The organism is Kingella bonacorsii, assembly GCF_016623605.1.
Classification (GTDB): Bacteria; Pseudomonadota; Gammaproteobacteria; order Burkholderiales; family Neisseriaceae; genus Kingella_B; species Kingella_B oralis.
This window is the reverse complement of the sequence record NZ_JAEHNZ010000002.1, coordinates 590116-609676: the sequence shown is the minus strand read 5'-3', so window position 1 is coordinate 609676 and position 19561 is coordinate 590116. Positions and strand designations below refer to the sequence as shown.

24 protein-coding genes and 1 other RNA gene are annotated in these 19561 nt (G+C 56.5%); 9 read left to right on the top strand and 16 right to left on the bottom strand.

Features of this window, described 5'->3' with window-relative positions:
• Positions 1-8: 8 nt before the first annotated feature.
• Positions 9-590 (bottom strand): 16S rRNA (guanine(966)-N(2))-methyltransferase RsmD, encoded by a 582-nt coding sequence (rsmD, locus tag JDW22_RS08150; protein ID WP_200522606.1) that lies wholly within the window; start codon positions 588-590, stop codon positions 9-11.
• A gap of 54 nt (positions 591-644) precedes the next feature.
• On the opposite strand from rsmD, the gene JDW22_RS08145 reads away from it, so the two are divergent.
• Positions 645-920 carry a hypothetical protein gene (locus tag JDW22_RS08145; protein WP_200522605.1) on the top strand — a complete coding sequence of 92 codons (276 nt, stop codon included), beginning with the start codon at positions 645-647 and terminating at the stop codon, positions 918-920.
• A gap of 35 nt (positions 921-955) precedes the next feature.
• A complete protein-coding gene (gene hemL / locus JDW22_RS08140) occupies positions 956-2239 on the top strand; it encodes a glutamate-1-semialdehyde 2,1-aminomutase (protein ID WP_200522604.1) in 1284 nt (427 codons plus the stop codon).
• A 448-nt stretch (positions 2240-2687) separates the two neighbouring features.
• On the opposite strand, the gene JDW22_RS08135 is transcribed toward hemL, so the two are convergent.
• The 3 genes from JDW22_RS08135 to JDW22_RS08125 form a co-directional block, all read right to left on the bottom strand.
• A complete protein-coding gene (locus JDW22_RS08135) occupies positions 2688-3458 on the bottom strand; it encodes a hypothetical protein (protein WP_235965033.1) in 771 nt (256 codons plus the stop codon).
• Positions 3459-3604: 146 nt separating this feature from the next.
• The gene (locus JDW22_RS08130; protein WP_003793121.1) at positions 3605-5080 is read right to left on the bottom strand and encodes an aldehyde dehydrogenase family protein; all 1476 of its coding nucleotides are present in this window, start codon (positions 5078-5080) and stop codon (positions 3605-3607) included.
• 229 nt (positions 5081-5309) lie between these two features.
• Complete coding sequence (locus tag JDW22_RS08125) at positions 5310-5741, bottom strand: hypothetical protein (protein WP_207748822.1); 432 nt, start codon at positions 5739-5741, stop codon at positions 5310-5312.
• 163 nt (positions 5742-5904) lie between these two features.
• On the opposite strand from JDW22_RS08125, the gene guaB reads away from it, so the two are divergent.
• Both guaB and JDW22_RS08115 read left to right on the top strand, forming a co-directional pair.
• A complete protein-coding gene (gene guaB / locus JDW22_RS08120) occupies positions 5905-7368 on the top strand; it encodes an IMP dehydrogenase (RefSeq protein ID WP_003793117.1) in 1464 nt (487 codons plus the stop codon).
• 132 nt (positions 7369-7500) lie between these two features.
• Positions 7501-7809: a hypothetical protein gene (locus JDW22_RS08115; RefSeq protein WP_003793116.1), complete on the top strand. Its 309-nt coding sequence runs from the start codon at positions 7501-7503 to the stop codon at positions 7807-7809.
• 118 nt (positions 7810-7927) lie between these two features.
• On the opposite strand, the gene JDW22_RS08110 is transcribed toward JDW22_RS08115, so the two are convergent.
• The 9 genes from JDW22_RS08110 to JDW22_RS08070 form a co-directional block, all read right to left on the bottom strand.
• Positions 7928-8098: a zf-HC2 domain-containing protein gene (locus JDW22_RS08110; protein WP_003793114.1), complete on the bottom strand. Its 171-nt coding sequence runs from the start codon at positions 8096-8098 to the stop codon at positions 7928-7930.
• Positions 8095-8685: a sigma-70 family RNA polymerase sigma factor gene (locus JDW22_RS08105; protein ID WP_329610726.1), complete on the bottom strand. Its 591-nt coding sequence runs from the start codon at positions 8683-8685 to the stop codon at positions 8095-8097. The genes JDW22_RS08110 and JDW22_RS08105 overlap by 4 nt, the downstream gene beginning before the upstream one ends.
• Positions 8682-9416 carry an HvfC family RiPP maturation protein gene (locus JDW22_RS08100; protein WP_200522601.1) on the bottom strand — a complete coding sequence of 245 codons (735 nt, stop codon included), beginning with the start codon at positions 9414-9416 and terminating at the stop codon, positions 8682-8684. Before JDW22_RS08100 ends, JDW22_RS08105 begins: the two co-directional genes overlap by 4 nt.
• The gene (locus tag JDW22_RS08095; RefSeq protein WP_200522600.1) at positions 9406-10281 is read right to left on the bottom strand and encodes an HvfB family MNIO-type RiPP peptide maturase; all 876 of its coding nucleotides are present in this window, start codon (positions 10279-10281) and stop codon (positions 9406-9408) included. The genes JDW22_RS08100 and JDW22_RS08095 overlap by 11 nt, the downstream gene beginning before the upstream one ends.
• Positions 10282-10485: 204 nt before the next feature.
• Positions 10486-10665 carry an HvfA family oxazolone/thioamide-modified RiPP metallophore gene (locus JDW22_RS08090; protein WP_200522599.1) on the bottom strand — a complete coding sequence of 60 codons (180 nt, stop codon included), beginning with the start codon at positions 10663-10665 and terminating at the stop codon, positions 10486-10488.
• A gap of 76 nt (positions 10666-10741) precedes the next feature.
• Positions 10742-11200 carry an HvfX family Cu-binding RiPP maturation protein gene (locus JDW22_RS08085; protein ID WP_200522598.1) on the bottom strand — a complete coding sequence of 153 codons (459 nt, stop codon included), beginning with the start codon at positions 11198-11200 and terminating at the stop codon, positions 10742-10744.
• Positions 11201-11589: 389 nt separating this feature from the next.
• The gene (gene mnmG / locus JDW22_RS08080; RefSeq protein WP_200522597.1) at positions 11590-13485 is read right to left on the bottom strand and encodes a tRNA uridine-5-carboxymethylaminomethyl(34) synthesis enzyme MnmG; all 1896 of its coding nucleotides are present in this window, start codon (positions 13483-13485) and stop codon (positions 11590-11592) included.
• 69 nt (positions 13486-13554) lie between these two features.
• Positions 13555-13923 carry a hypothetical protein gene (locus JDW22_RS08075; RefSeq protein WP_200522596.1) on the bottom strand — a complete coding sequence of 123 codons (369 nt, stop codon included), beginning with the start codon at positions 13921-13923 and terminating at the stop codon, positions 13555-13557.
• 27 nt (positions 13924-13950) lie between these two features.
• On the bottom strand, positions 13951-14118 hold the full coding sequence (locus JDW22_RS08070; protein WP_200522595.1) for a hypothetical protein: 168 nt from the start codon (positions 14116-14118) through the stop codon (positions 13951-13953).
• A gap of 450 nt (positions 14119-14568) precedes the next feature.
• Between JDW22_RS08070 and JDW22_RS08065 the strand changes: the two genes are divergently transcribed.
• Together JDW22_RS08065 and JDW22_RS08060 are read left to right on the top strand one after the other, a co-directional pair.
• Positions 14569-14817 (top strand): hypothetical protein, encoded by a 249-nt coding sequence (locus JDW22_RS08065; protein ID WP_003793086.1) that lies wholly within the window; start codon positions 14569-14571, stop codon positions 14815-14817.
• A 25-nt stretch (positions 14818-14842) separates the two neighbouring features.
• Positions 14843-15172, top strand: a complete 330-nt coding sequence (locus tag JDW22_RS08060; RefSeq protein WP_200522594.1) for an NGK_0946 family protein — start codon at positions 14843-14845, stop codon at positions 15170-15172.
• Between the two features lie 82 nt (positions 15173-15254).
• Here JDW22_RS08060 and rnpB read toward each other — a convergent pair.
• Positions 15255-15604: RNase P RNA component class A (gene rnpB, locus JDW22_RS08055), an RNA gene on the bottom strand.
• 205 nt (positions 15605-15809) lie between these two features.
• On the opposite strand from rnpB, the gene JDW22_RS08050 reads away from it, so the two are divergent.
• The 3 genes from JDW22_RS08050 to JDW22_RS08040 all read left to right on the top strand — a co-directional run bounded on the left by JDW22_RS08050 (position 15810) and on the right by JDW22_RS08040 (position 17819).
• Positions 15810-16436 (top strand): TetR/AcrR family transcriptional regulator, encoded by a 627-nt coding sequence (locus tag JDW22_RS08050; protein ID WP_200522593.1) that lies wholly within the window; start codon positions 15810-15812, stop codon positions 16434-16436.
• Entirely contained in the window at positions 16433-17491 is a 1059-nt protein-coding gene (locus tag JDW22_RS08045) for an HlyD family secretion protein (protein WP_200522592.1), read from the top strand. The genes JDW22_RS08050 and JDW22_RS08045 overlap by 4 nt, the downstream gene beginning before the upstream one ends.
• 100 nt (positions 17492-17591) lie before the next feature.
• Entirely contained in the window at positions 17592-17819 is a 228-nt protein-coding gene (locus tag JDW22_RS08040) for a hypothetical protein (protein ID WP_200522591.1), read from the top strand.
• Positions 17820-17937: 118 nt separating this feature from the next.
• Here JDW22_RS08040 and rpiA read toward each other — a convergent pair whose 3' ends face one another.
• Both rpiA and JDW22_RS08030 read right to left on the bottom strand, forming a co-directional pair.
• Complete coding sequence (rpiA, locus tag JDW22_RS08035) at positions 17938-18621, bottom strand: ribose-5-phosphate isomerase RpiA (protein ID WP_200522590.1); 684 nt, start codon at positions 18619-18621, stop codon at positions 17938-17940.
• Positions 18622-19011: 390 nt separating this feature from the next.
• Positions 19012-19545 carry a restriction endonuclease gene (locus JDW22_RS08030; RefSeq protein ID WP_200522589.1) on the bottom strand — a complete coding sequence of 178 codons (534 nt, stop codon included), beginning with the start codon at positions 19543-19545 and terminating at the stop codon, positions 19012-19014.
• Between the last annotated feature and the right edge of the window lie 16 nt (positions 19546-19561).

Below are 19561 nucleotides of genomic sequence, written 5' to 3'. Positions count from 1 at the left end.
TGTTTATTTTAATCAGTGGGTTGAGTATGTTTGAGCAGCAGAAATCGGCTTTGCCCCGCTTTGCCTTGCCGATGGATGGATAGCCATTCCGGCAGCGGGGGAATTTGGCCGGCTTCCAGGTAAACATAAGCATGGGCATGAAGACGGGGCTGAATGGCGGGAAACAGATTTACCCAATCATTCCATGCGTAGGGCGGGTCTAGAAATAGGGTGTGGTATTGCTGGGTGGTGGCGCGCAGGTAGGCGATGGCGTTTTGTTGGTGGATGTGGGTTTGGCGGGCGATGTTGAGCTGTTGGGCGATGCTGCGGAGTTGGCGGACGGTTTGGGGATGGGTGTCGCACAGGGTGGCGCTTTGGGCGTGGCGGGAGATGGCTTCAAAGCTGAGTACGCCGCTGCCTGCAAAGAGGTCTAGGGTGTGTTGTGCGGTGAGGTTTTGCCCGAGCCAGTTGAACAGGCGTTCGCGCACGCTGTCGGGGGTGGGGCGCAAACCGTCTGCGCTGATAAAGGGGATTTTTCTGCCGCGTAGGTCGCCGCCGATGATGCGGACTTGGTTGCTGTGTTTGGGGTTGTGTTTTTTGCTGGGGTTCATGGCGTGCTGGGGATGGAAAAAGGAGAGGAATTATAGCGGATTTGCGGGCGTTGCTTGCACGGCGAAGATGGGCTGGGCTGCGGTGTTTTGCTGATTTTCAGGCTGCCTTTGTTGCCCGCCATAATAAGGCAGCCTGAAAACTATGTGCAGGGCGCATTTAATAGTTGGCAACGGATTAGCACGCCTTTGCTGCGCCGTCGTTTGCGGCTTCACACGGTTTTCAGGCTGCCTATTGCAGGCGTGGTAGTTGGCTTGCGTTTGCTTGTTTTCCGCTCAATAGACAGCCTGAAAATGGCTTGGGCGGTATTTTCAGGCTGCCTTAAATGCTAAAATTTCATTTTTACTCAATCAACAGGAAAATCATCATGGCAAACCGCAATGAGCAGCTTTTTGAACGTGCAAAAAAAATTATCCCCGGCGGCGTGAACTCGCCTGTGCGGGCATTTGGCAGCGTGGGGGGCGTGCCGCGTTTTATCCGCAAGGCGCAGGGGGCGTTTGTGTGGGATGAAAACGGGCAGCGTTATATTGATTACGTTGGCTCGTGGGGGCCGGCGATTGTGGGACACGCACATCCCGAGGTGATTGAAGCGGTGCGCGAGACGGCGTTGGGCGGGCTGTCGTTTGGTGCGCCCACGGAGGCGGAAATCGTCATCGCAGAAGCCATCGCACAAATTATGCCCAGCGTGGAGCGTTTGCGCTTGGTGTCGTCGGGCACGGAGGCAACGATGTCTGCCATCCGCTTGGCGCGCGGCTACACGGGGCGCGACAAGATTGTGAAGTTTGAAGGCTGCTACCACGGGCATTCCGACAGCTTGCTGGTGAAAGCGGGCAGCGGCTTGCTCACGTTTGCCAACCCCAGCTCGGCGGGCGTGCCTGCCGATTTCACTCAACACACCATCGTGCTGCCGTATAACGATGTAGGCAGCCTGAAAACCTGTTTTGAGCAGTTTGGCGAGCAAATCGCCTGCGTGATTTTGGAGCCGATTGCGGGCAACATGAACTTGGTGAAACCGAGCCCAGAATTTGTGCACACGCTGCGCCAAATCACCGCGCAACACGGCAGTGTGTTGATTTACGACGAAGTAATGACTGGCTTTCGCGTGGCGTTGGGCGGCGCGCAATCGGTGCACGGCATCACGCCCGATTTGACCACCATGGGCAAAGTCATCGGCGGCGGGATGCCGCTGGCAGCGTTTGGTGGTAAAAAAGAGATTATGGACTGCATTTCGCCGTTGGGCGCGGTTTACCAAGCAGGCACCTTGTCGGGCAACCCCGTTGCCGTGGCAGCGGGCTTGAAAACGCTGGAAATCATCCAACGCACAGGCTTTTACGAACACCTCACCGCGCGCACCGAGCAACTGGTAAACGGCATCAACCAAGCCGCAAAACAAGCAGGCATCACCTTCACCGCCGACAGCATCGGCGGCATGTTTGGCTTTTATTTTGCCGACCACGCCCCGCAAAATTACAGCGACATGGCAGCTTCCAACATCGCCGCGTTTAAAACCTTTTTCCACGGGCTGCTGGAACGCGGCGTGGCACTCGGACCATCGGCGTATGAAGCCAGCTTTATGTCTGCCGCGCACACGGCGGAACTGGTGGACGAAACGATTGCGGTGGCGGCGGAGGTGTTTGCGGGGATGGCGTAGGCAGAGGCAGCCTGAAACCTTTGCCCAAGCCCAAAGGCAGCCTGAAAAGCAAGAAATGCCGTTATGCCCGCGTGGATGAGCATGACAGCAGTTGGATGGGGTCGGCGGTTTCGCCAAGATTTCAGGCTGCCTCAAAATCTTGTTCACATCGCCCTGCTCTATTTCCACTATTAAAGGCAGCCTGAAAACCATATTTCTGTTTTCAGGCTGTCTTTTGTAGCGAGACAAAATCACACCAACACCAATAGGGCGTGTGGCTTTGCCACGCACGCGGTTTGCCAATCCTCAACCAAAGTCCACGTGCGTGCCTGTAGCACATCTCCTACACGCCGATTGATTGGCATTTCTGATTTATCCCGCTATTCGTGTTCACATCACCCCCATTCCAAACACAAAGGCAGCCTGAAAACGGTTTTCCCCACTTTCAGGCTGCCTCATTCACACCAAACTACCTCGGCGCTTTCGCATAACCATTATCCCGCTCCCCATCCGCAGGAAACGCATTCGCCGCCCCATCAGGCGCACGATTCGGGTCGCGCAGTTCAAAAACCGCCGTGCCAATCACGCCCACGTTCTGCACCGACCCCGCGTCTGTGTTCGCCGCATAAGCATCGCTTGGCTTGCCAAAAATAAACGAAGCCACCGAGCTGTCGCTCTTACGGAAACCTTCAATTCTCAACGTGCCATGCGGGCGCAATACATAACCGCTGTGATAACGGCTTGCCGCCCTGCCGGAAATCACATCCAAGCCGTCCACACTCGCCACAATTTCCAGCGTTTTATCGCTGTTGTTCTGATACACCAGCTGATAAGCCTGCCCCGCCTTGCCGCGCAAGAAATACCGCCCGTTGTCGCGGAAAATCGGCAAAGCGTGGCGGTTATCACCCTGCACCGAAAGCGCCACCCTGCCCGCCGCCAGCGAAATAGAATTCAGGCTGCGCCCGCGATAATCCTTTGCCGAATAATGCAAAACGTGTTCCGCCAAAGGCTGCGAGTCCACGCGAATCAAGTTCACATGGCGCACAGACGATTGCACTTCATCGCCCCATTGCGTGCCCAGCCGCTCCGCCCGCGCCACCGATTTATGCGCCATCGCATTATCGGGCGCAGTTTCCATAGACACCGCCGCCACGCGGTCAGCCATCGGCTGCGACATGCACGCCGCCAAAGCCGTTGCCAACATCGTTACCGCCAAAGGTTTCAACCGAGAAAAAGACATAACCGCACTCCTTATGGGCAGCCTGAAAATCATTTGCGCGGAGGGGCATGCCCGTTCCCGCCACACATCAAACCGCAAAATCATAGCCGCAAAAAGGCAGCCTGAAAATGGAGAACCCCGTTTTCAGGCTGCCTGCTTAACCTACATCAATACAAGCCTTCGCGCTCTTCGCGGGTGCTGATGTAAATGTTTTTCACTTGCGTGTAAGCCGCCAGCATCATTTTATGCGTTTCGCGCCCGATGCCCGACGTTTTGTAGCCGCCAAACGGCGCGCCGGCAGGCAAGCGGTTATAGCAATTCACCCACACGCGCCCTGTTTCCAGCGCGCGCGACACGCGCAACGCACGGTTGATGTCGCGCGTCCACACCGCGCCGCCCAAGCCGTATTCGCTGTCGTTTGCCATGGCAACCACTTCTTCTTCCGTTTTAAACTTGATGACAGTCGCCACCGGACCGAAGATTTCCTCTTGCGCCACGCGCGCGCTGTTGTCTTTCACCTCAATCAAAGTAGGCTCGACAAATTCGCCGCCGGCCAAATCGCCCGCCACTTTCTTACCGCCCGTGATGATGCGGCAGCCCTCTTGCTCGCCGATTTTCACATATTTCAAAATCGTTTCCAGCTGCCCCGCGTTCACTTGCGAACCCATTTGCGTGTCGTCTTCCCAAGGCAGGCCCAGTTTCACTTTTTTAAATTCCTCTGCCAGCGCAGCCACGAATTTATCGTAAATGCCCTCTTGCACAAAAATCCGCGAACCCGCGCAGCACACTTGCCCTTGGTTGAACAAAATGCCTTTTTGCGCGCCTTCCAACGCTTTGTCAAACGGCATATCGTCAAAGAAAATGTTGGCCGATTTGCCGCCCAATTCCAAAGTAGAAGGAATCAGCAATTCCGCAGCGGCAATGCCCACGCGGCGGCCCACTTCGGTTGAACCGGTAAACGCCAGCTTGTTGAAGCCTTTGTGGTGCAGCATATATTCGCCCGATTTGCTGCCGCGCCCCGTAATCACATTCAACACGCCTTTGGGCAGCAAATGATTGATTTTTTGCGCGAGCGACAACAGGCTCAAAGACGTGCTGCTGGACGGATGAATCACAATGGTGCAGCCCGCCGCCAACGCAGGCGCGATTTTCCAAGCTGCCATCAAAAACGGGAAGTTCCACGGAATGATTTGCCCCACCACGCCAATCGGCTCGCGCAACACCAGCGACAAATCTTCCTCGTCCAATTGGTTGGCAGTGCCCTCTTCGCCGCGAATCACGCTGGCAAAATAGCGGAAATGGTCGGAAGCCAGCGGAATATCGGCGGCGCGGGTTTCGCGGATGGGTTTGCCGTTGTCCAGCGTTTCTTGCAGCGCGAATAATTCGGCATTCTCGTCAATCACGTCAGCGATTTTGTTCAAAATAGCCGCGCGCTCGGTGGTGGTGGTTTTTTTCCAAGTTTTGAACGCTTCTTGCGCGGCGGCAACAGCGGCATCCACATCGGCATCGCTGGCATCGGTGAATTTTGCCAGTTCCGCACCATTGGCGGGGTTGTAGGAAGCGAGCAAATTGGCGGGCTTCGTCCACGCGCCGTTAATCAATAAACCATACTCTTTGTCAAACACGTTTAGATTTTTAGCCATGACGGTCTCCTTGATGAGTTGTTGAGGGCAATGCCGACTGCGAATGCTATTTAGATATAGAGCGTTGCCTTACGCGATTGCGTGGATGTAGTATGGTGTAGTTGGCGCGGAGATACAAGAGCGCTCGCCAAGATGCTGTTTTAAACGTTTGATTTTGCAAGATAGTAATAAAATTTCAGGCTGCCTAAATATGGAATATTAGGCAGCCTAAAAAGCGTTTTATGCCGGATTAGTTGCAGTATTTGGCAATATCGGCATCGTATTTGGGAATCAACGCATCTTTGTTTTTCGCGTTGGCTTTGGTTACGGTTTCTTTGTTCATTTGCGCCGCTTTGCAGTTTTCTTTTTTCGCTTCTTCCATTTGTTTTTTGTTGGCTTCTTCTTTGCGGCGGTTTTCTTCTTCGATTTCTTTGTTCAACGCGGCTTGTTTGTCGGCGGTGGACATATTGGGGTCGTCTTTTTTCACAACGGGCGGCGGGGTTACGGTGCGGGTGCGTACGTTGATGGTGCTGGCGCGCCCCATTTTCAAGCCTGGGGGCGTGTCGGCAAATGCGGTTGCGCCGCTGCGTTGTTTCCATGTGAAGATAGAAGTATCGGCGGCGATGGCAGACGAGGCGGCAATCGCCAAAGCGATGGCGGATAAAGCAATTTTCGTTTTCATAATCTTTTCCTTGTTTAAGTTATCAAAGCACACTGCGTGTAAACAGACTGAATTCTAATGGGTTTCTTTCGCCCTGTCATGAAAACCGTTTTCAGGCTGCCTAAAAGCGCGTCAAATATGCTACAATCGCGTGCATTTTAAACAGCCGTAAAGGTATGAAAAAATGCGCATCATAGAAAAAGCCTACACGTTCGACGACGTTCTGCTCGTCCCCGCCCATTCTCAAATTCTTCCGCGCGATGTCTCGCTCAAAACCCCGCTCACTAAAAAAATCACCCTGAACCTGCCCTTGCTGTCGGCCGCTATGGACACGGTTACCGAGGCGCGCTTGGCGATTTCTATGGCGCAAGAAGGCGGCATCGGCATCATTCACAAAAACATGACCGTTGAACAGCAGGCCTTGGCGGTCCGCAAGGTGAAACGCCATGAAAGCGGCGTGGTGAAAGACCCAGTTACCGTGTCGCCCGATAAGCTGATTGGCGATTTACTGGCGGAGCGCCAGGAGCGCAAGCGCAAAATGTCGGGCTTGCCGGTGGTGGAAAACGGCAAGGTAATCGGCATTGTTACCAACCGCGATTTGCGTTTTGAAACGCGCTTGGATTTGCCCGTGCGCGCCATCATGACCCCGCGCGAAAAATTGGTTACCGTGTCCGTTGGCACGAGTATCGAAGAAGCACGCGAATTGATGCACCGGCATAAAATCGAACGCGTGCTTGTTTTGAATGAGCAAGACGAGCTCAAAGGCTTGATTACGGTGAAAGACATCGTTAAAAACACCGAGTTTCCCAATGCCAACAAAGACAGCGAGGGGCGTTTGCGCGTGGGCGCGGCGGTGGGCACGGGCGGCGAAACCGAAGCGCGCGTGCGGGCGCTGGTGGAAGCGGGCGTGGATGTGCTGGTGGTGGACACGGCGCACGGGCACAGCCAAGGCGTGATTGACCGTGTGAAATGGGTGAAGCAGACCTTCCCCGATGTGCAGGTTATCGGCGGCAACATCGCCACGGCGGCGGCGGCGCTGGACTTGGCAAAAGCGGGCGCGGATGCGGTGAAAGTGGGCATCGGCCCCGGTTCCATTTGCACCACGCGCATTGTGGCGGGCGTGGGCGTGCCGCAATTGACGGCGGTGCATAATGTTTCCGAAGCCTTGAAAGGCACGGGCGTTTCGGTGATTGCCGACGGCGGCATCCGTTTTTCGGGCGACATCGCCAAAGCGTTGGCGGCGGGCGCGGATTGCGTGATGCTGGGCGGGATGTTTGCGGGCACAGACGAAGCGCCAGGCGAAATCGAGCTGTACCAAGGGCGGGCGTATAAATCGTATCGCGGTATGGGGTCGCTGGGGGCGATGAGCCAAGGTTCGAGCGACCGCTATTTCCAAGAGAAAACAGAAAACACGGACAAATACGTGCCCGAGGGCATTGAGGGGCGCGTGCCGCACAAAGGCCCGATTATCAACATCATCCATCAGATTATGGGCGGCTTGCGTTCCAGCATGGGCTATTTGGGCTGCGCCACCATTGCCGAAATGCACGAGAAGGCGGAGTTTGTGGAGATTACGTCTGCGGGGATGAGCGAATCGCACGTGCATGATGTGCAGATTACCAAGGAAGCGCCGAATTACAGCCGCTAAGCGGGTTGAATCATGCAAAGGCAGCCTGAAAACAGGATTTTCCATTTTCAGGCTGCCTTTGCGTTGCGTCTCTTTATAAAATGATGCTCTGCCACTATCTACACGGCAGGAAACGATTGAAACGGAGTGATAATGAAAGATTTGTCTGTATGTTTGCTGCTGCTGGATGATGCCTGCACCCACCGCCTGCCGCCCGCCCGCGTGGGGCACGGCTATTGCGCCCATATCAGCCTGCCCGAGGGGAAGATTGTGTCAGCGCGGGCGCGGATTTTGCCTGCGGGCAGCGGTTTGCGCGTGGTGTCGGAACGCGGGGGCGATACGCTGCATTTGATGGTGAAAGGGGTGGCGGCGGTGCGCGGGCAGGTGAAAGTGAGCCTGCTGCTTCAAACCGAAATCTGCCCGTGCGAGGTGTTGCACGAGTTTTGGCTGCTGTCGCAATAGCCGGCAAGCCAATCAAAAAGACAAAAGGCAGCCTGAAAACCAGATAGGTGGTTTTTCAGGCTGCCTTTTGCTTGTCCGCGTGTGCACGGGCGGCGCATCCGTTGTTTGTAGCCGCGGTTTACGGCTCGAATTTCTTCACCGCCTGCTGCACCAGTTCAATCTGGCGGGCGTATTCGCGGCAGTGGGGGCAAATCATCAGGTGCAGGCGCAGGGCGAGGCGTTCACTGCGGGTGAGCGGCCGGTCGGCGCGCTGGGAGATGAGGGCGGTGATTTGGCGGCATTTTTTCATGTCGGCTCCCGATGGTTGAACCATTTGATTTGCAGGCATTGGCGCAGGGCTTCGCGGGCGCGGTGCATCACGGTGTAGTAGTTGGCGGCGCTGATGCCGCAGTGGCTTTGGATGTCGGGCGCGTCCCAGCCCATGATTTCGCGCAGCATGAATACGCGGGCAGTGTTTTCGGGCAGGCGGTAGAGGCAGGCTTGGAATACGGCTTGGAACTGGCGGTTTTCCAAATCCTGTTCGGGGCCGGCGGTGTGGGCGGGGACGGCGTCGGGCAGCCAGTGGCCGTCGGCGCGGAACTGGGATTGGTAGAGTTCGTCCAGTTCGGTGTCGGCGGGGGTGTCGGCGAAGATTCTGCCATGCCGCTGTTTGTGGCGCAGGTGGTCGGTGATTTTGTTTTTCAAAATGGCGAACAGCCAGGTTTTGAGCTGGGCGCGCCCTTGAAACTGCTCGCGGTGGCGCAGGGCGGCGAGCAGGGTTTCTTGGGCGAGGTCTTCGGCGGTTTCGGCGTTGCCGGTTTGGATGCGGGCAAAGCGCAGCAAGTCGCTTTGCAGAGCCACCAAATCGGCTTCGTCCCATTGCAGGGCGGCGCTCACGCGCTGCGCTCCGCGGGCAGCAGCACGTCGGCGTCCACCCATTGCTGCCAGCGGCGTTCGATTTCAGGCTGCCATTGGGCGGCTTGTTCGGACACGCCGGCGAGGCTTTCGCAGATTTGCGCTTGCGACAGGGGGGACTGGGCGGCGGCTTGTAGCAGGATGCGGTCGATTTCGTCCAGCGGGCTGTGGTACACGCTGCCGCCCGCGTCCTGCCACACGGCTACGGTGGTGGGGACAGCCTGAAAATCGGGTTCGTCGGCGCACACGTTGAACGGGTAGTCGGCGATGCCGGCGACGGGGGAAAGTACGAAGGGGGTGTCTTCGTCCCATTCGAAGGCGGCGTTGGGCGGGGTGGCGGCGATTTCGGCAACCAATTGGCTGTGCTCGAAGCGCATCAGCTGCAAGATGTGCTCGGGCAGCCTGAAAGCGGCGCGGCCTTGGCGGCAGAAGGCGAGAAATTCGCCGGGGATGTCTTGGAAATAGGGGCTGTGGGCGCTGCCTTCGGCCACAAAGGCTTCTTTGGCGGCCGCCCATTGCTCGGGGTCGGCGTAGCGCGCGGCCTGCGGGTAGCAGCGTTGGATAAAGCCGTTGATGTTGTTGCGCACCAGGCGGGCATACACGGCGAGGCGTTCGGCATCCAGCGGGGTATTGGCATCGGCATCGGCGCTGCCTTGGCGCACGGCGCGGGCGAGCGTTTCTTGGAAGGCGGCTGAGGCGTTTTCAGGCTGCATGGGCGTACTCCGTTTTCATGGCGGCGGCAGGTTGCATTGCGGCGGCTTGGATGCCGACGATGCGGGCGACTTCGGCTTCCAGCTCAGCAAAGGGCGGGAAGTTGAAATCGCGTTCCAGTAGGGTGGGCGGGATGTGCGCCATGCGGCGGTAGGCGGCGGCGAGCAGGTCCCACACGTTGTCTTTCACCGGAGCGCCGTGGGTGTCGATGAGGATTTGCGGGTTTTCGTCGTCGTGGCCGGCGATGTGGATGTAGTCCACCCGCGCCATATCGACGGTGTTGAGGAAATCGTGCGGCGCGAGCAGCCCGTGGTTCACGCTGTTCACATAGATGTTGTTGATGTCCAGATGGATGCCGCAGTCGGCTTCCTGCGCCACGGCGTTGAGAAATTCGGCTTCGTTCATTTCCGCCAGCGGGCTGTGCAGGTAGTAGGAGGTGTTTTCCACCGAGATGCGGCAGCCGAGGAAATCCTGCACTTGGCGGATGCGGCGGACGGTGTGGCGCACGCTGTCGGCGGTGAAGGGCAGCGGCAGCAGGTCGTAAAGATGCCCGCCTAGGTCTTGGCAGTAGCTCAGGTGGTCGGAAAAGAAGGTGCAGCCGTAGCGGCGCATCATGTCTTTGATGCCGGCGAGCAGTTCGGTGTCCAGTGGAGCTTGCCCGCCCAGCGAGAGGGACAGCCCGTGCAAGGCCAGCGGCAGGCGTTCGGCGGCTTCGTCAAAGCGTTTGCGCGCCGCGCCGCCCATTTTCAGCCAGTTTTCGGGCGCGGCTTCGATAAAGGCGATGGGGCTGTTGGCGGGCAGGTTGAGAAAATCGTCTGCCAAGTCGCGGCGGTAGCCGAGTCCTGCACCTTGTAGTGTTCGGGTCATGGCGGTCCTTATTGTGGTTTTCAGGCTGCCTCTGGGAGCAGGCCGTATGGTTTTTCAGGCTGCCGTTTCGCGGAAAACGGCGCGGCGGCACGGTTTTCCGCCAAACGGCGGCAGGGCGGGGGTTTGCCCTTGCGGGAGCTTTCAGGCTGCCCGAGGCAGTTGTCAGAGGCAGCCTGAAAACGGGGTCGGCTTATGCCTGCGGGCTTAGTGTGAACCGCATTTGCCCTCGCCGCATTTGCCTTCGGCGGCTTTGGTTTTGGCTTTGGCTTTCATGGTTTTGTTCACGGCAGGCGCGTCTTGTTTCGCGGCGGGAGCGGCAACGGCCTGAGTGCCCAAAGTCAGCGCCAAAGCGCCGGCCAATGCGATTGCGGAAGATTTTTTCATAATGGTGTACTCCAATAAAAAAGATTAAAAAATGAAGCCTGAAAACGCCCGGCTTCGTCGGCGTTAAACAATCGGTTTATTTGCCGCTGCGGTAGCGTTTCCACAGATAGTCCAGCGACAACACGCCCGCGCCCTGCCCCAGTAGCGGCAGCAGCATCACGATGTACATCAGCGACAGCTTGTAGCCGCCCTGCCCGATATTGTAGCCGTTGCCCGCGTGGACGGCATACCACGCCACGGCGGTCAGCACCATCAGTGCGAAAGCGGAAAAGCGGGTGAACAGCCCCAACAGCAGCAGCACGGGAAACAGCAGCTCGCTACCCATTGCCGCGTACCAGTTTGCATCGGGCGAAAACAGCGAAAAGGGAAAGGGGAACTGGTCTTGGATTTCGGCGAACCAGTTTTCACCGTTCCATTTGGTCAGGCCGGATTCGAAGAATTCATACGCCAGCAAGAGGCGCAGTCCGAGCTGGCCGACGGCTTCGCCGATGAGCGGATACAGTTTTTCAGGCTGCTTTTTGGCGGTGCGGGGCATGGTGGGTTCCTTTCTGTTTGGTGGTTTGTATTGCCTTATGCAGCTTTGGACGGCAGCCTGAAAAGTTTCTTACGGGGGAAGGTGAAAAATTTTCTTATGCACTGTTTTCAAATGAGAAAAAGTTTTCAGGCTACCTGAAAGACAGCATTTAGGCAGCCTGAAAACGGGGTAATGGCTTTTCAGGCTGCCTATCGGTTGTGTGGTTTGGATTTGTCCGGCGCACTTTGCCCCTGATAACTTGCGGCTTCGCACAGGATTTCGGGTTTGATGATGCCGTGCAGTTGGGCTGATGTGATGGCGGCGCAGCAGGCGGACAGGGTGGTTTCTTGATCAGCATGACAAAGGCAGCCTGAAAACGGGGCAATGGCTTTTCAGGCTGCCTTCACCGTTTACTTCGCGTCTCTAAACCCACGTTTCAAATGCACCATCAACAGCGCGACCGCAGCGGGCGTTACCCCCGAAATGCGGCTCGCCTGCCCCACGGTTTCGGGCTTGTGGGCGTTGAGTTTCTGCTGCACTTCGGCGGACAAACCTTTCACTTTGGCGTAGTCGATTTCGGCGGGCAGGCGCAGGGTTTCGATGTCGCGGCGGCTGTTGATTTCTTCCTGCTGGCGGTCGATGTAGCCCTGGTATTTGACTTGGATTTCCACCTGTTCCGCCACGTTTTCAGGCAGCGTTTCAGACGGCCTTGCGTCGGGCAGGGTCATCAGGGCGGCGTAGTCGAGATTGGGGCGGCGCAGCAGGTCGTGCAGGTTGGCTTCGCGGCTTAACTTTTGTCCGAATACGCGCATTTGTTCGGACTCGGGCAGCTTTTGCGGCGTGTACCAAGTGGTTTTGAGCCGCTGGATTTCGCGCTCGACGGCTTCGCGTTTTTCGTTGAACGCGCGCCATTGCGCGTCGCCGATTAAGCCGATTTTGCGGCCGTCTTCGGTGAGCCGCATATCGGCGTTGTCTTCGCGCAGTTGCAGGCGGTATTCGGCGCGGCTGGTAAACATGCGGTAAGGCTCGTTCACACCTTTGGTAATCAAATCATCGACTAACACGCCGAGATACGCCTGTTCGCGGCGCAGAATCAGCGGCTCTTGCCCGCGCACATACTGCACGGCGTTTGCGCCCGCGAGCAAGCCTTGCGCGGCGGCTTCTTCGTAGCCTGTTGTGCCGTTGATTTGTCCGGCGAAGAATAAGCCGTTAATCGTTTTGGTTTCCAGGCTGGCTTTGAGGTTGCGCGGGTCGAAATAGTCGTATTCGATGGCGTAACCGGGGCGCAGGATGTGGGCGTTTTCCAAGCCTTTCATCGAGCGCACGAGGGCAAGCTGGATGTCAAACGGCAGGCTGGTGGAGATGCCGTTGGGGTAGTATTCGTGCGTGGTTAAGCCTTCGGGTTCGAGGAAGATTTGGTGGCTGTCTTTGTCGGCGAAGCGGTTGATTTTGTCTTCGATGGATGGGCAGTAGCGCGGGCCCACGCCTTCGATTTTGCCGGTAAACATCGGGCTGCGGTCAAAGCCTGTGCGGATGATGTCGTGGGTTTGCGTGTTGGTGTGGGTAATCCAGCACGACACTTGGCGCGGGTGCATCGCCGCGTTGCCGCGCATGGACATCACGGGTATCGGCGTGTCGCCGGGCTGCTCTTCCAGCACGGAAAAATCAATCGTGCGCCCGTCGATGCGCGGCGGCGTGCCGGTTTTCAGACGGCCTTGCGGCAGGTTCAGCTCTTTCAGGCAGCCTGAAAGCGACTGTGCGGCAGGGTCGCCTGCGCGGCCGCCAGAATAGTTTTCCAAACCGATGTGGATTTTGCCCGCCAAAAATGTGCCGGCGGTGAGCACCACGGCGCGGGCTTTGAACACGACATTCATCGCGGTTTTCACGCCCGATACGCGCTCGCCGTCAAGCAGGATGTCGTCCACCGCCTGCTGGAACAAGTCCAAATTGGGCTGGTTTTCCAGCATTTCGCGGATGGCGGCTTTGTAGAGAATGCGGTCTGCCTGCGCGCGCGTGGCACGCACTGCCGCGCCTTTGCTGGCGTTCAGGCGGCGGAACTGGATGCCGGATTTGTCGGTTGCCAACGCCATCGCGCCGCCGAGCGCGTCGAGTTCGCGCACGAGATGGCCTTTGCCGATGCCGCCGATGGAGGGGTTGCACGACATTTGTCCGAGCGTTTCGATATTGTGGGTGAGCAGCAGCGTTTGCGCGCCCATGCGTGCAGCGGCCAGCGCAGCTTCCGTACCGGCGTGGCCGCCGCCGACGATGATGACGTCGTAGGTTTTGGGGTAAGTGATGGGGGTCATTGGGGTGTGTCTTTCGGGTTTCAGGCTGCCTTTTTATCATCACAAGGCAGCCTGAAAATAAAAAATCATTCAGTATCTGATGCTTGACAAGCCGTGAATAAAAACAGGAATTTGAATCGGCAGCGTAATCACATCCGCCGCTGCGGTAAACGGCGTGGCCAGCACGGCCGCTGCTTTGGCGGCAGCGTGTGCTTTGCTGCGGCGGTACTGCACCACGTTTATCGGCATATTCATCGCCGTTATGCCGTTGAGGCGGTAATCGGTATCCGGCGCGGCGACGTAGTATTTGCCTTCATACGACAGCTCCACTTTAACCGTATGGCTATGCGCGTCCGGCTGCATGCACGCGCAGCTGTATTCGCTGGAAAAATCTTTAATAATGGCGGGATTTTCCAGTCGCCACGAAATTTCCGCCTCTGCGCTGCCATCGTTTTTCAAATAAACCTTATCGATTCTGACCGCCGCTTAGGGATATTGCTGCGCCCAGCGGTTCATTTTGGCAAATATTTTTGCCTGATGCTGGCGCAACGTTGATTCATTAGGCGACAACACCAGATGATGCCAGTCGGTCATCATAATCAACTGCCCGTCTTTGTCCAAACCCATGTAGCACAGGGTTTCTTGGCTGTACATTTCCTTTTGCTCAGGTATTTGATCGACTTTGTCGTGCATCAACTTATGTGGCGCAACCGCCCAATAGCCAAGCGGATAATGCGATAACGCTAAAACAGATTTTGGTTTGCATGGTAACGCTCCTATTCGGGTTCACTAAACAGCGCAAATTTTACGCGATTTCAGGCTGCCTTGATAATTAAGGCGCGCGATTATACGCGCTTTTAAAACCATTTTTGCCTTGCCGTTTGACTGCGCTTTTCAGGCTGCCGCAAAAGCGAGAACCAAGCCGGTTCTTTCATACCCAGCCGTCCGAATGCAAAACACTGTTTGCCTGTATCATTTTCACCAGCAAACACCGCTTAATTTGAAAAAAACAATAAGAAAAACCCAATATTCAGGTAAAATAACAACTTACCCATATGGCTGAATTTTCTCGCCATTTACTTTTCTTAAAACGGAGTAACCATCGTGTTGAAACACACCCTATTATCCTTGGTATTGGCTGCAAGCCTCACCGGCTGCGTAACTTACGGCACGCAACACTTCAACCCCACGCCCGAGCAATCCGCCGCCATGGAAGCCGATTCCCGCGCCGTGCAAGCCGCCGAACGCGCAGAACGCCGCGAACGCCGTGCAGAACGCCGCGAAGAAATGATGGATGAAGCCGATGCCATCAACCGCGCTTATGGCAACCGCAAAGTGTACATCCTGCACTAATTTTTAATCCTTTGGAGTTTATGCAATGAAAAATAACATTCTATTCTTGGTTTTAACTGCATTCATCGCAACAGGTTGCACCACCAGCGGCAGCTCTGTGGGCGATATGGCAATCGGCAGCGATTCTGCCGCCATCAAAGCAGGGCGTAACCGCAAAGAAGCGCAACTTTCACGCGCCGAGTTGGAACAACACCGCCGCCAACGTGCCAACGTGTCTGAAGAATTGGCTTTGGAGCGCGAAAAACGTGCTAACAAACGCGATCAAGTCAACGGTGCAATGGGCACAGCCGCCGGCGCAGTGGGCTTGATTGGCGGTATCGCTGCTACTGCGGGCATGATTAAAGCGATTTTCTGATTTAGTTTAACCGCGCAAGATAAGACAGCCTGAAAACGGAAAAACCAGTTTTCAGGCTGCCTTTTTATGCTTGGATAATGGGGGTGCAGGTAAAACGATAAGCCGGGTTCTGTCGTTGAACAGCCATTCATCTAGACTTTGCGTTGCCACAAAGTTCAAGCAACCTACCCGAACGCTCGGCGAGCAGCGTCAATGCGTTCTGTTTGGTCTTGCTACCAATGGGGTTTAGCCTGCTGCGCGTTGTTACCAACGGCACGGTGCGCTCTTACCGCACCTTTTCACCCTTGCCTGTGCGCGTTGCGCCATCGGCGGTCTTGCTCTCTGCGCCACTTTCCGTCGTGTTACCACGCCCAGCCGTTAGCTGGCATTGTGCTCTGTGTAGCCCGGACTTTCCTCCCCGTGTTGCCACGCGGCGGCTGTCTGTTTTGCCTGCGCGGCCGATTATACAAGGTTTCGTTGGTTTCAGGCAGCCTGAAAAGCGCGGCAAAGCCCGAACCGCGAAATCATTGCGCCGACCTTGATGGCTGGGCTACAATCCGCCATCTTGTTCTGCCAATTCATCCCGCCAACGGGCCAGCGTGGTTTTCAGGCTGCCTTAATTTTTTAACCTTTATTGGACGGCTGTCCAACCGCTTTTATGTCGCTTGATTTTTCTTCTTCCCAACAATTTATCCGCGCGGCGGAAAGACTTTACCCGCAGCTGGGCTATCAAAAATTATCGGTGCGCGCGTTGGCTGCCCAAGCGCAACTCAGCTCGGGGCTGTTTCATCATTTGTTTGCCAACAAGGATGATTTTATGGCGCAGGTGTTCGCGCAGCATTTCCAGCGCGCGTTTGGCTGGCTGGCACCCGAGTTTGCCGCCGATGCGCCGCCGTTGGAGCGTTTGCGCCGCTTGTATTTTCAGGCTGCCTTATCGTTGCGCGCAGAGGTGCCGTGGATAACGCGGATGCTGATTGACAGCGCGGATAATATGGAAATGGCGCAAAAAAGCGTGCAGGAATTGGTGTTGCGCGAGTTTCGTCTGGTGCGGCAAATCGTGGGCGAAATTGCGCCGCAGATGTCGGACGAGCAGGCGATTCATGCGATTAGCCAGTTGCAAACCAGCATTTTGCTGCCGATTTTGGCGGCGAATACGTTTAGCCGTATTGGCGTGATGCCTGATGAATTGCGCCAGCCGATTTTGCAGCAGCTAACTGATGAGGCGCTGGCGCAGCGTGTGGATTGGATGATAAAGGCTTTGTTTAGTGCGAAGGAAACGCAATGAAAAAATGGATTATTCCGGTGGTGATTGTGGCTGCGGGCGCGGCGGGTTTTGCGGTTTACCAAAAGCAGCACGCCGATAGGCAGCCTGAAAACATTATCGCCTCCAACGGGCGCTTGGAATTGGAGCGCATTGATGTCGCCACCCTGTATGCAGGGCGGGTGAAAAGCATGAATGTGGACGAGGGCAGCGAGGTGAAGGCGGGGGATGTGCTGGCGGAATTGTCGTCGGATACGACTTCCGGCCGCGTGGAGGAGGCGCAGGCGGGCGAATTGGCGGCGAAAGAAATGGTGCAGCGGGCGCAAGCGGGCGTGAAACAGGCGCAGGAAGCGGTGGCACGGGCGGATGCCCAGATTGCGGCGCAGTTGCAGCAGCAAAAATTGGCGCAGATGGAATTGGATAACGCGGGCAAGATGCAAAGCGAGGATTTGGTTTCGCCCGCGGAAACGCAGCGTCGCCGTTCGCAACGTGATGGCGCGGCGGCGGCGGTGAAAGCGGCGCAGGCGGCGAAAGCGGAAGCCTTGGCGGCGGTGCGGCAGGCGCAGGCGCAAGTGGCGGAAGCGCAAGCGGGCGTGGCGGCGCGGCAGGCGCAGCTTAAATTGGCGCAGTCTGCCAACAGCGACATGCAAATCACCAGCCCGAAAGACGGCGTGGTGGAATACAAAATCGCGCAAGCAGGCAATGTGGTCGGCGCGGGCGGCAAGGTGGTGAGCCTGCTGGATTTCAGCGATGCGAGCATGGCGATTTTCTTGCCTACGGCGCAAGTGGGCAGCCTGAAAGTGGGCGACGAGGCGCGGATTAAGCTGGACGGCTTGGATGCGGTGTTCCCCGCCAAAATCAGCTTTATCGCCACCGAAGCGCAGTTCACGCCGAAAAATGTGGAAACGGCAAACGAGCGGGCGAAGCTGATGTTTAAAGTGAAACTGCGGATTCCGAAAGAAACGGCGTTGCAATACAAAGGCTTGCTCAAAGGCGGCATGGTGGGCAACGGCTATGTGCGCGCCAACGGGCAGCAGGCTTGGTCGGCGGATTTGGCGGTGAAACTGCCGCAGTTTTGATTGTTTGGATAATGGGATAGAGGCAGCCTGAAAATGGGATGGGCGTTTTAACGCGCTTCGCTCGTTTTCAGGCTGCCTCAAATTTGGCTGTTGGCACATAATGGAGAACATCATACCCGCTATCCATCCCCATCTCATCATCACGCTGATTGCGCTGCCACTTTTTTGGGCTTGGCTGCCTTGCGTATGCGCGGCGCAAAAGGGCGATTTCGCCGGGCATGGTGGGCTGCACGCGCTGGTGGATTTGCCCGTTGCACAGTGGCAGGCAGGCTTGTTGGCACAGAGGGGAATGACGTTGGCGGTGTTGAGCAAACGGTGTTTGCGGTAAGCATAAGGCAGCCTGAAAACGGGATAAGCATTTTCAGACTGCCTTTATTTGTGGTTAGGATTTCAATTTTCAGGCTGCCTTTTTATCCGCAAAAGGCAGCCTGAAAACCGTATCCCCATCAAACGTGCGCTTGAATCACTTCCGCGCCGTCTTTTTTGGCGAGTATCAGCAAATCGGCATAGCGGTGGGCAAACAAGCCGTTTTCCACCACGCCCGTGATGCGGTTGAGCGTGTCTTCCATTTTCATCGGCTCGGAAAGGTCCAGCCCGTGCACATCCAAAATTTCGTTGCCGTGCAGGGTTTTGCAGCCGATGCGTAATTCAGGCTGCCCGCCCAGTTTCACGATTTTGCGCGCCACCATGGAACGCGCCATCGGAATCACTTCCACCGGTAGGGGAAACTTGCCCAGCTTGCGCACATATTTGCTTTCGTCGGCGATGCAGATAAATTGGTCGGACAGCGTGGCGACGATTTTTTCGGGCAGCAACGCCGCGCCCCCGCCTTTTATCATTTGCATCATGTGGTTGATTTCATCCGCGCCGTCAATATACACGCCCAGCCGCGTTACCTCGTTGAGCTGGATTTGCGGGATTTCGTATTGCTCCATCAGCTCCGCGCTTTTAAGCGAAGTGGTTACCGCGCCCTTGATTTTTTTGCCGCTTTTGCCGAGCGCTTCAATAAAGAAGTTTACGGTGCTGCCCGTGCCGATGCCGATGTATTCGTTTTCGGGCACAAATTCCACGGCTTTGGCGGCGGCGAGTTGTTTGAGTTGGTCTTGGGTGAAGTTGTTCATTTTACACATCCTTTGGTTGGGGGAACGGGATGATTATAGACGTTTCAGACTGCCTTTGGGGGAGTGTTTTGCGGTGGCGGAGGCAGCCTGAAACCCTATTCAGCACGGAGCGACGATGGCTTGTTGTTCAATCGCGTTGATGGCGCTGGCGAGCGGTTGATACGTTTTGCAAACGATGCAGCTTGAAAAGCCAGAGTCGTTATCAGACAAACCGAGGGCGCGCGTTTTAGCAAAGCCCAAACGTTTTCAGACTGCCGTTGAGTGTTCAGATGGTGTTGGACGTTTAAAAATAGACGGCTTGGATGGCTTACAGCGAGCAGCGAGATTGGTTGCCGCCGGATTGCGGCAGCCTGAAAATAGCGTTTCAGGCTGCCTCATAGCACAAAAGCAGCCTGAAAACTATACCGCAGCGTGTTTGGCGGCGGTTTTGATTGCTAGGATTTGGTGCACGAAGGCGGCGAGTTTTGCGGGGAAAGCGGTGTCGTTCAGGCTGCCAATTAGGGCGAAGGTGTCGGGTTTGCCGCCGTCGTCTGCGGTGAGGGTTTCGCCTTGGTAGTATTGGAAAAACAGGGCTTTGCCGCCGCGGATTTTGCCGCGGTGCAGCACCCAAACGCCGCCGTTGCTATCCTCCGCGAACACGCCGGAAACGGCGCGGTTCAGGCCTTCGGCGGGGAAGTTGATTTCCGCCGCAATCGACACTTTTTTGCCGGCCACAGGCTGGCCGATGCCGAAGTCGTTCCAGCATTTTTTGCCCTGCGGCTGCATGGCGTACCACAAATCCAGCCCAGGCGAATAAGCTACTTCAGCTTCAAAGCTGCCGCCCGCACCCGATACGGTGCAGGCTGCTTTTTGCGGCAGCGCGGCCAGCAGGGTTTCGACAAACAAGGCTTGCGCAGCGGCGAGTTTTTCTGAGGCAGACATAACAGCGAGCATAGAATTTCCTTTCAAC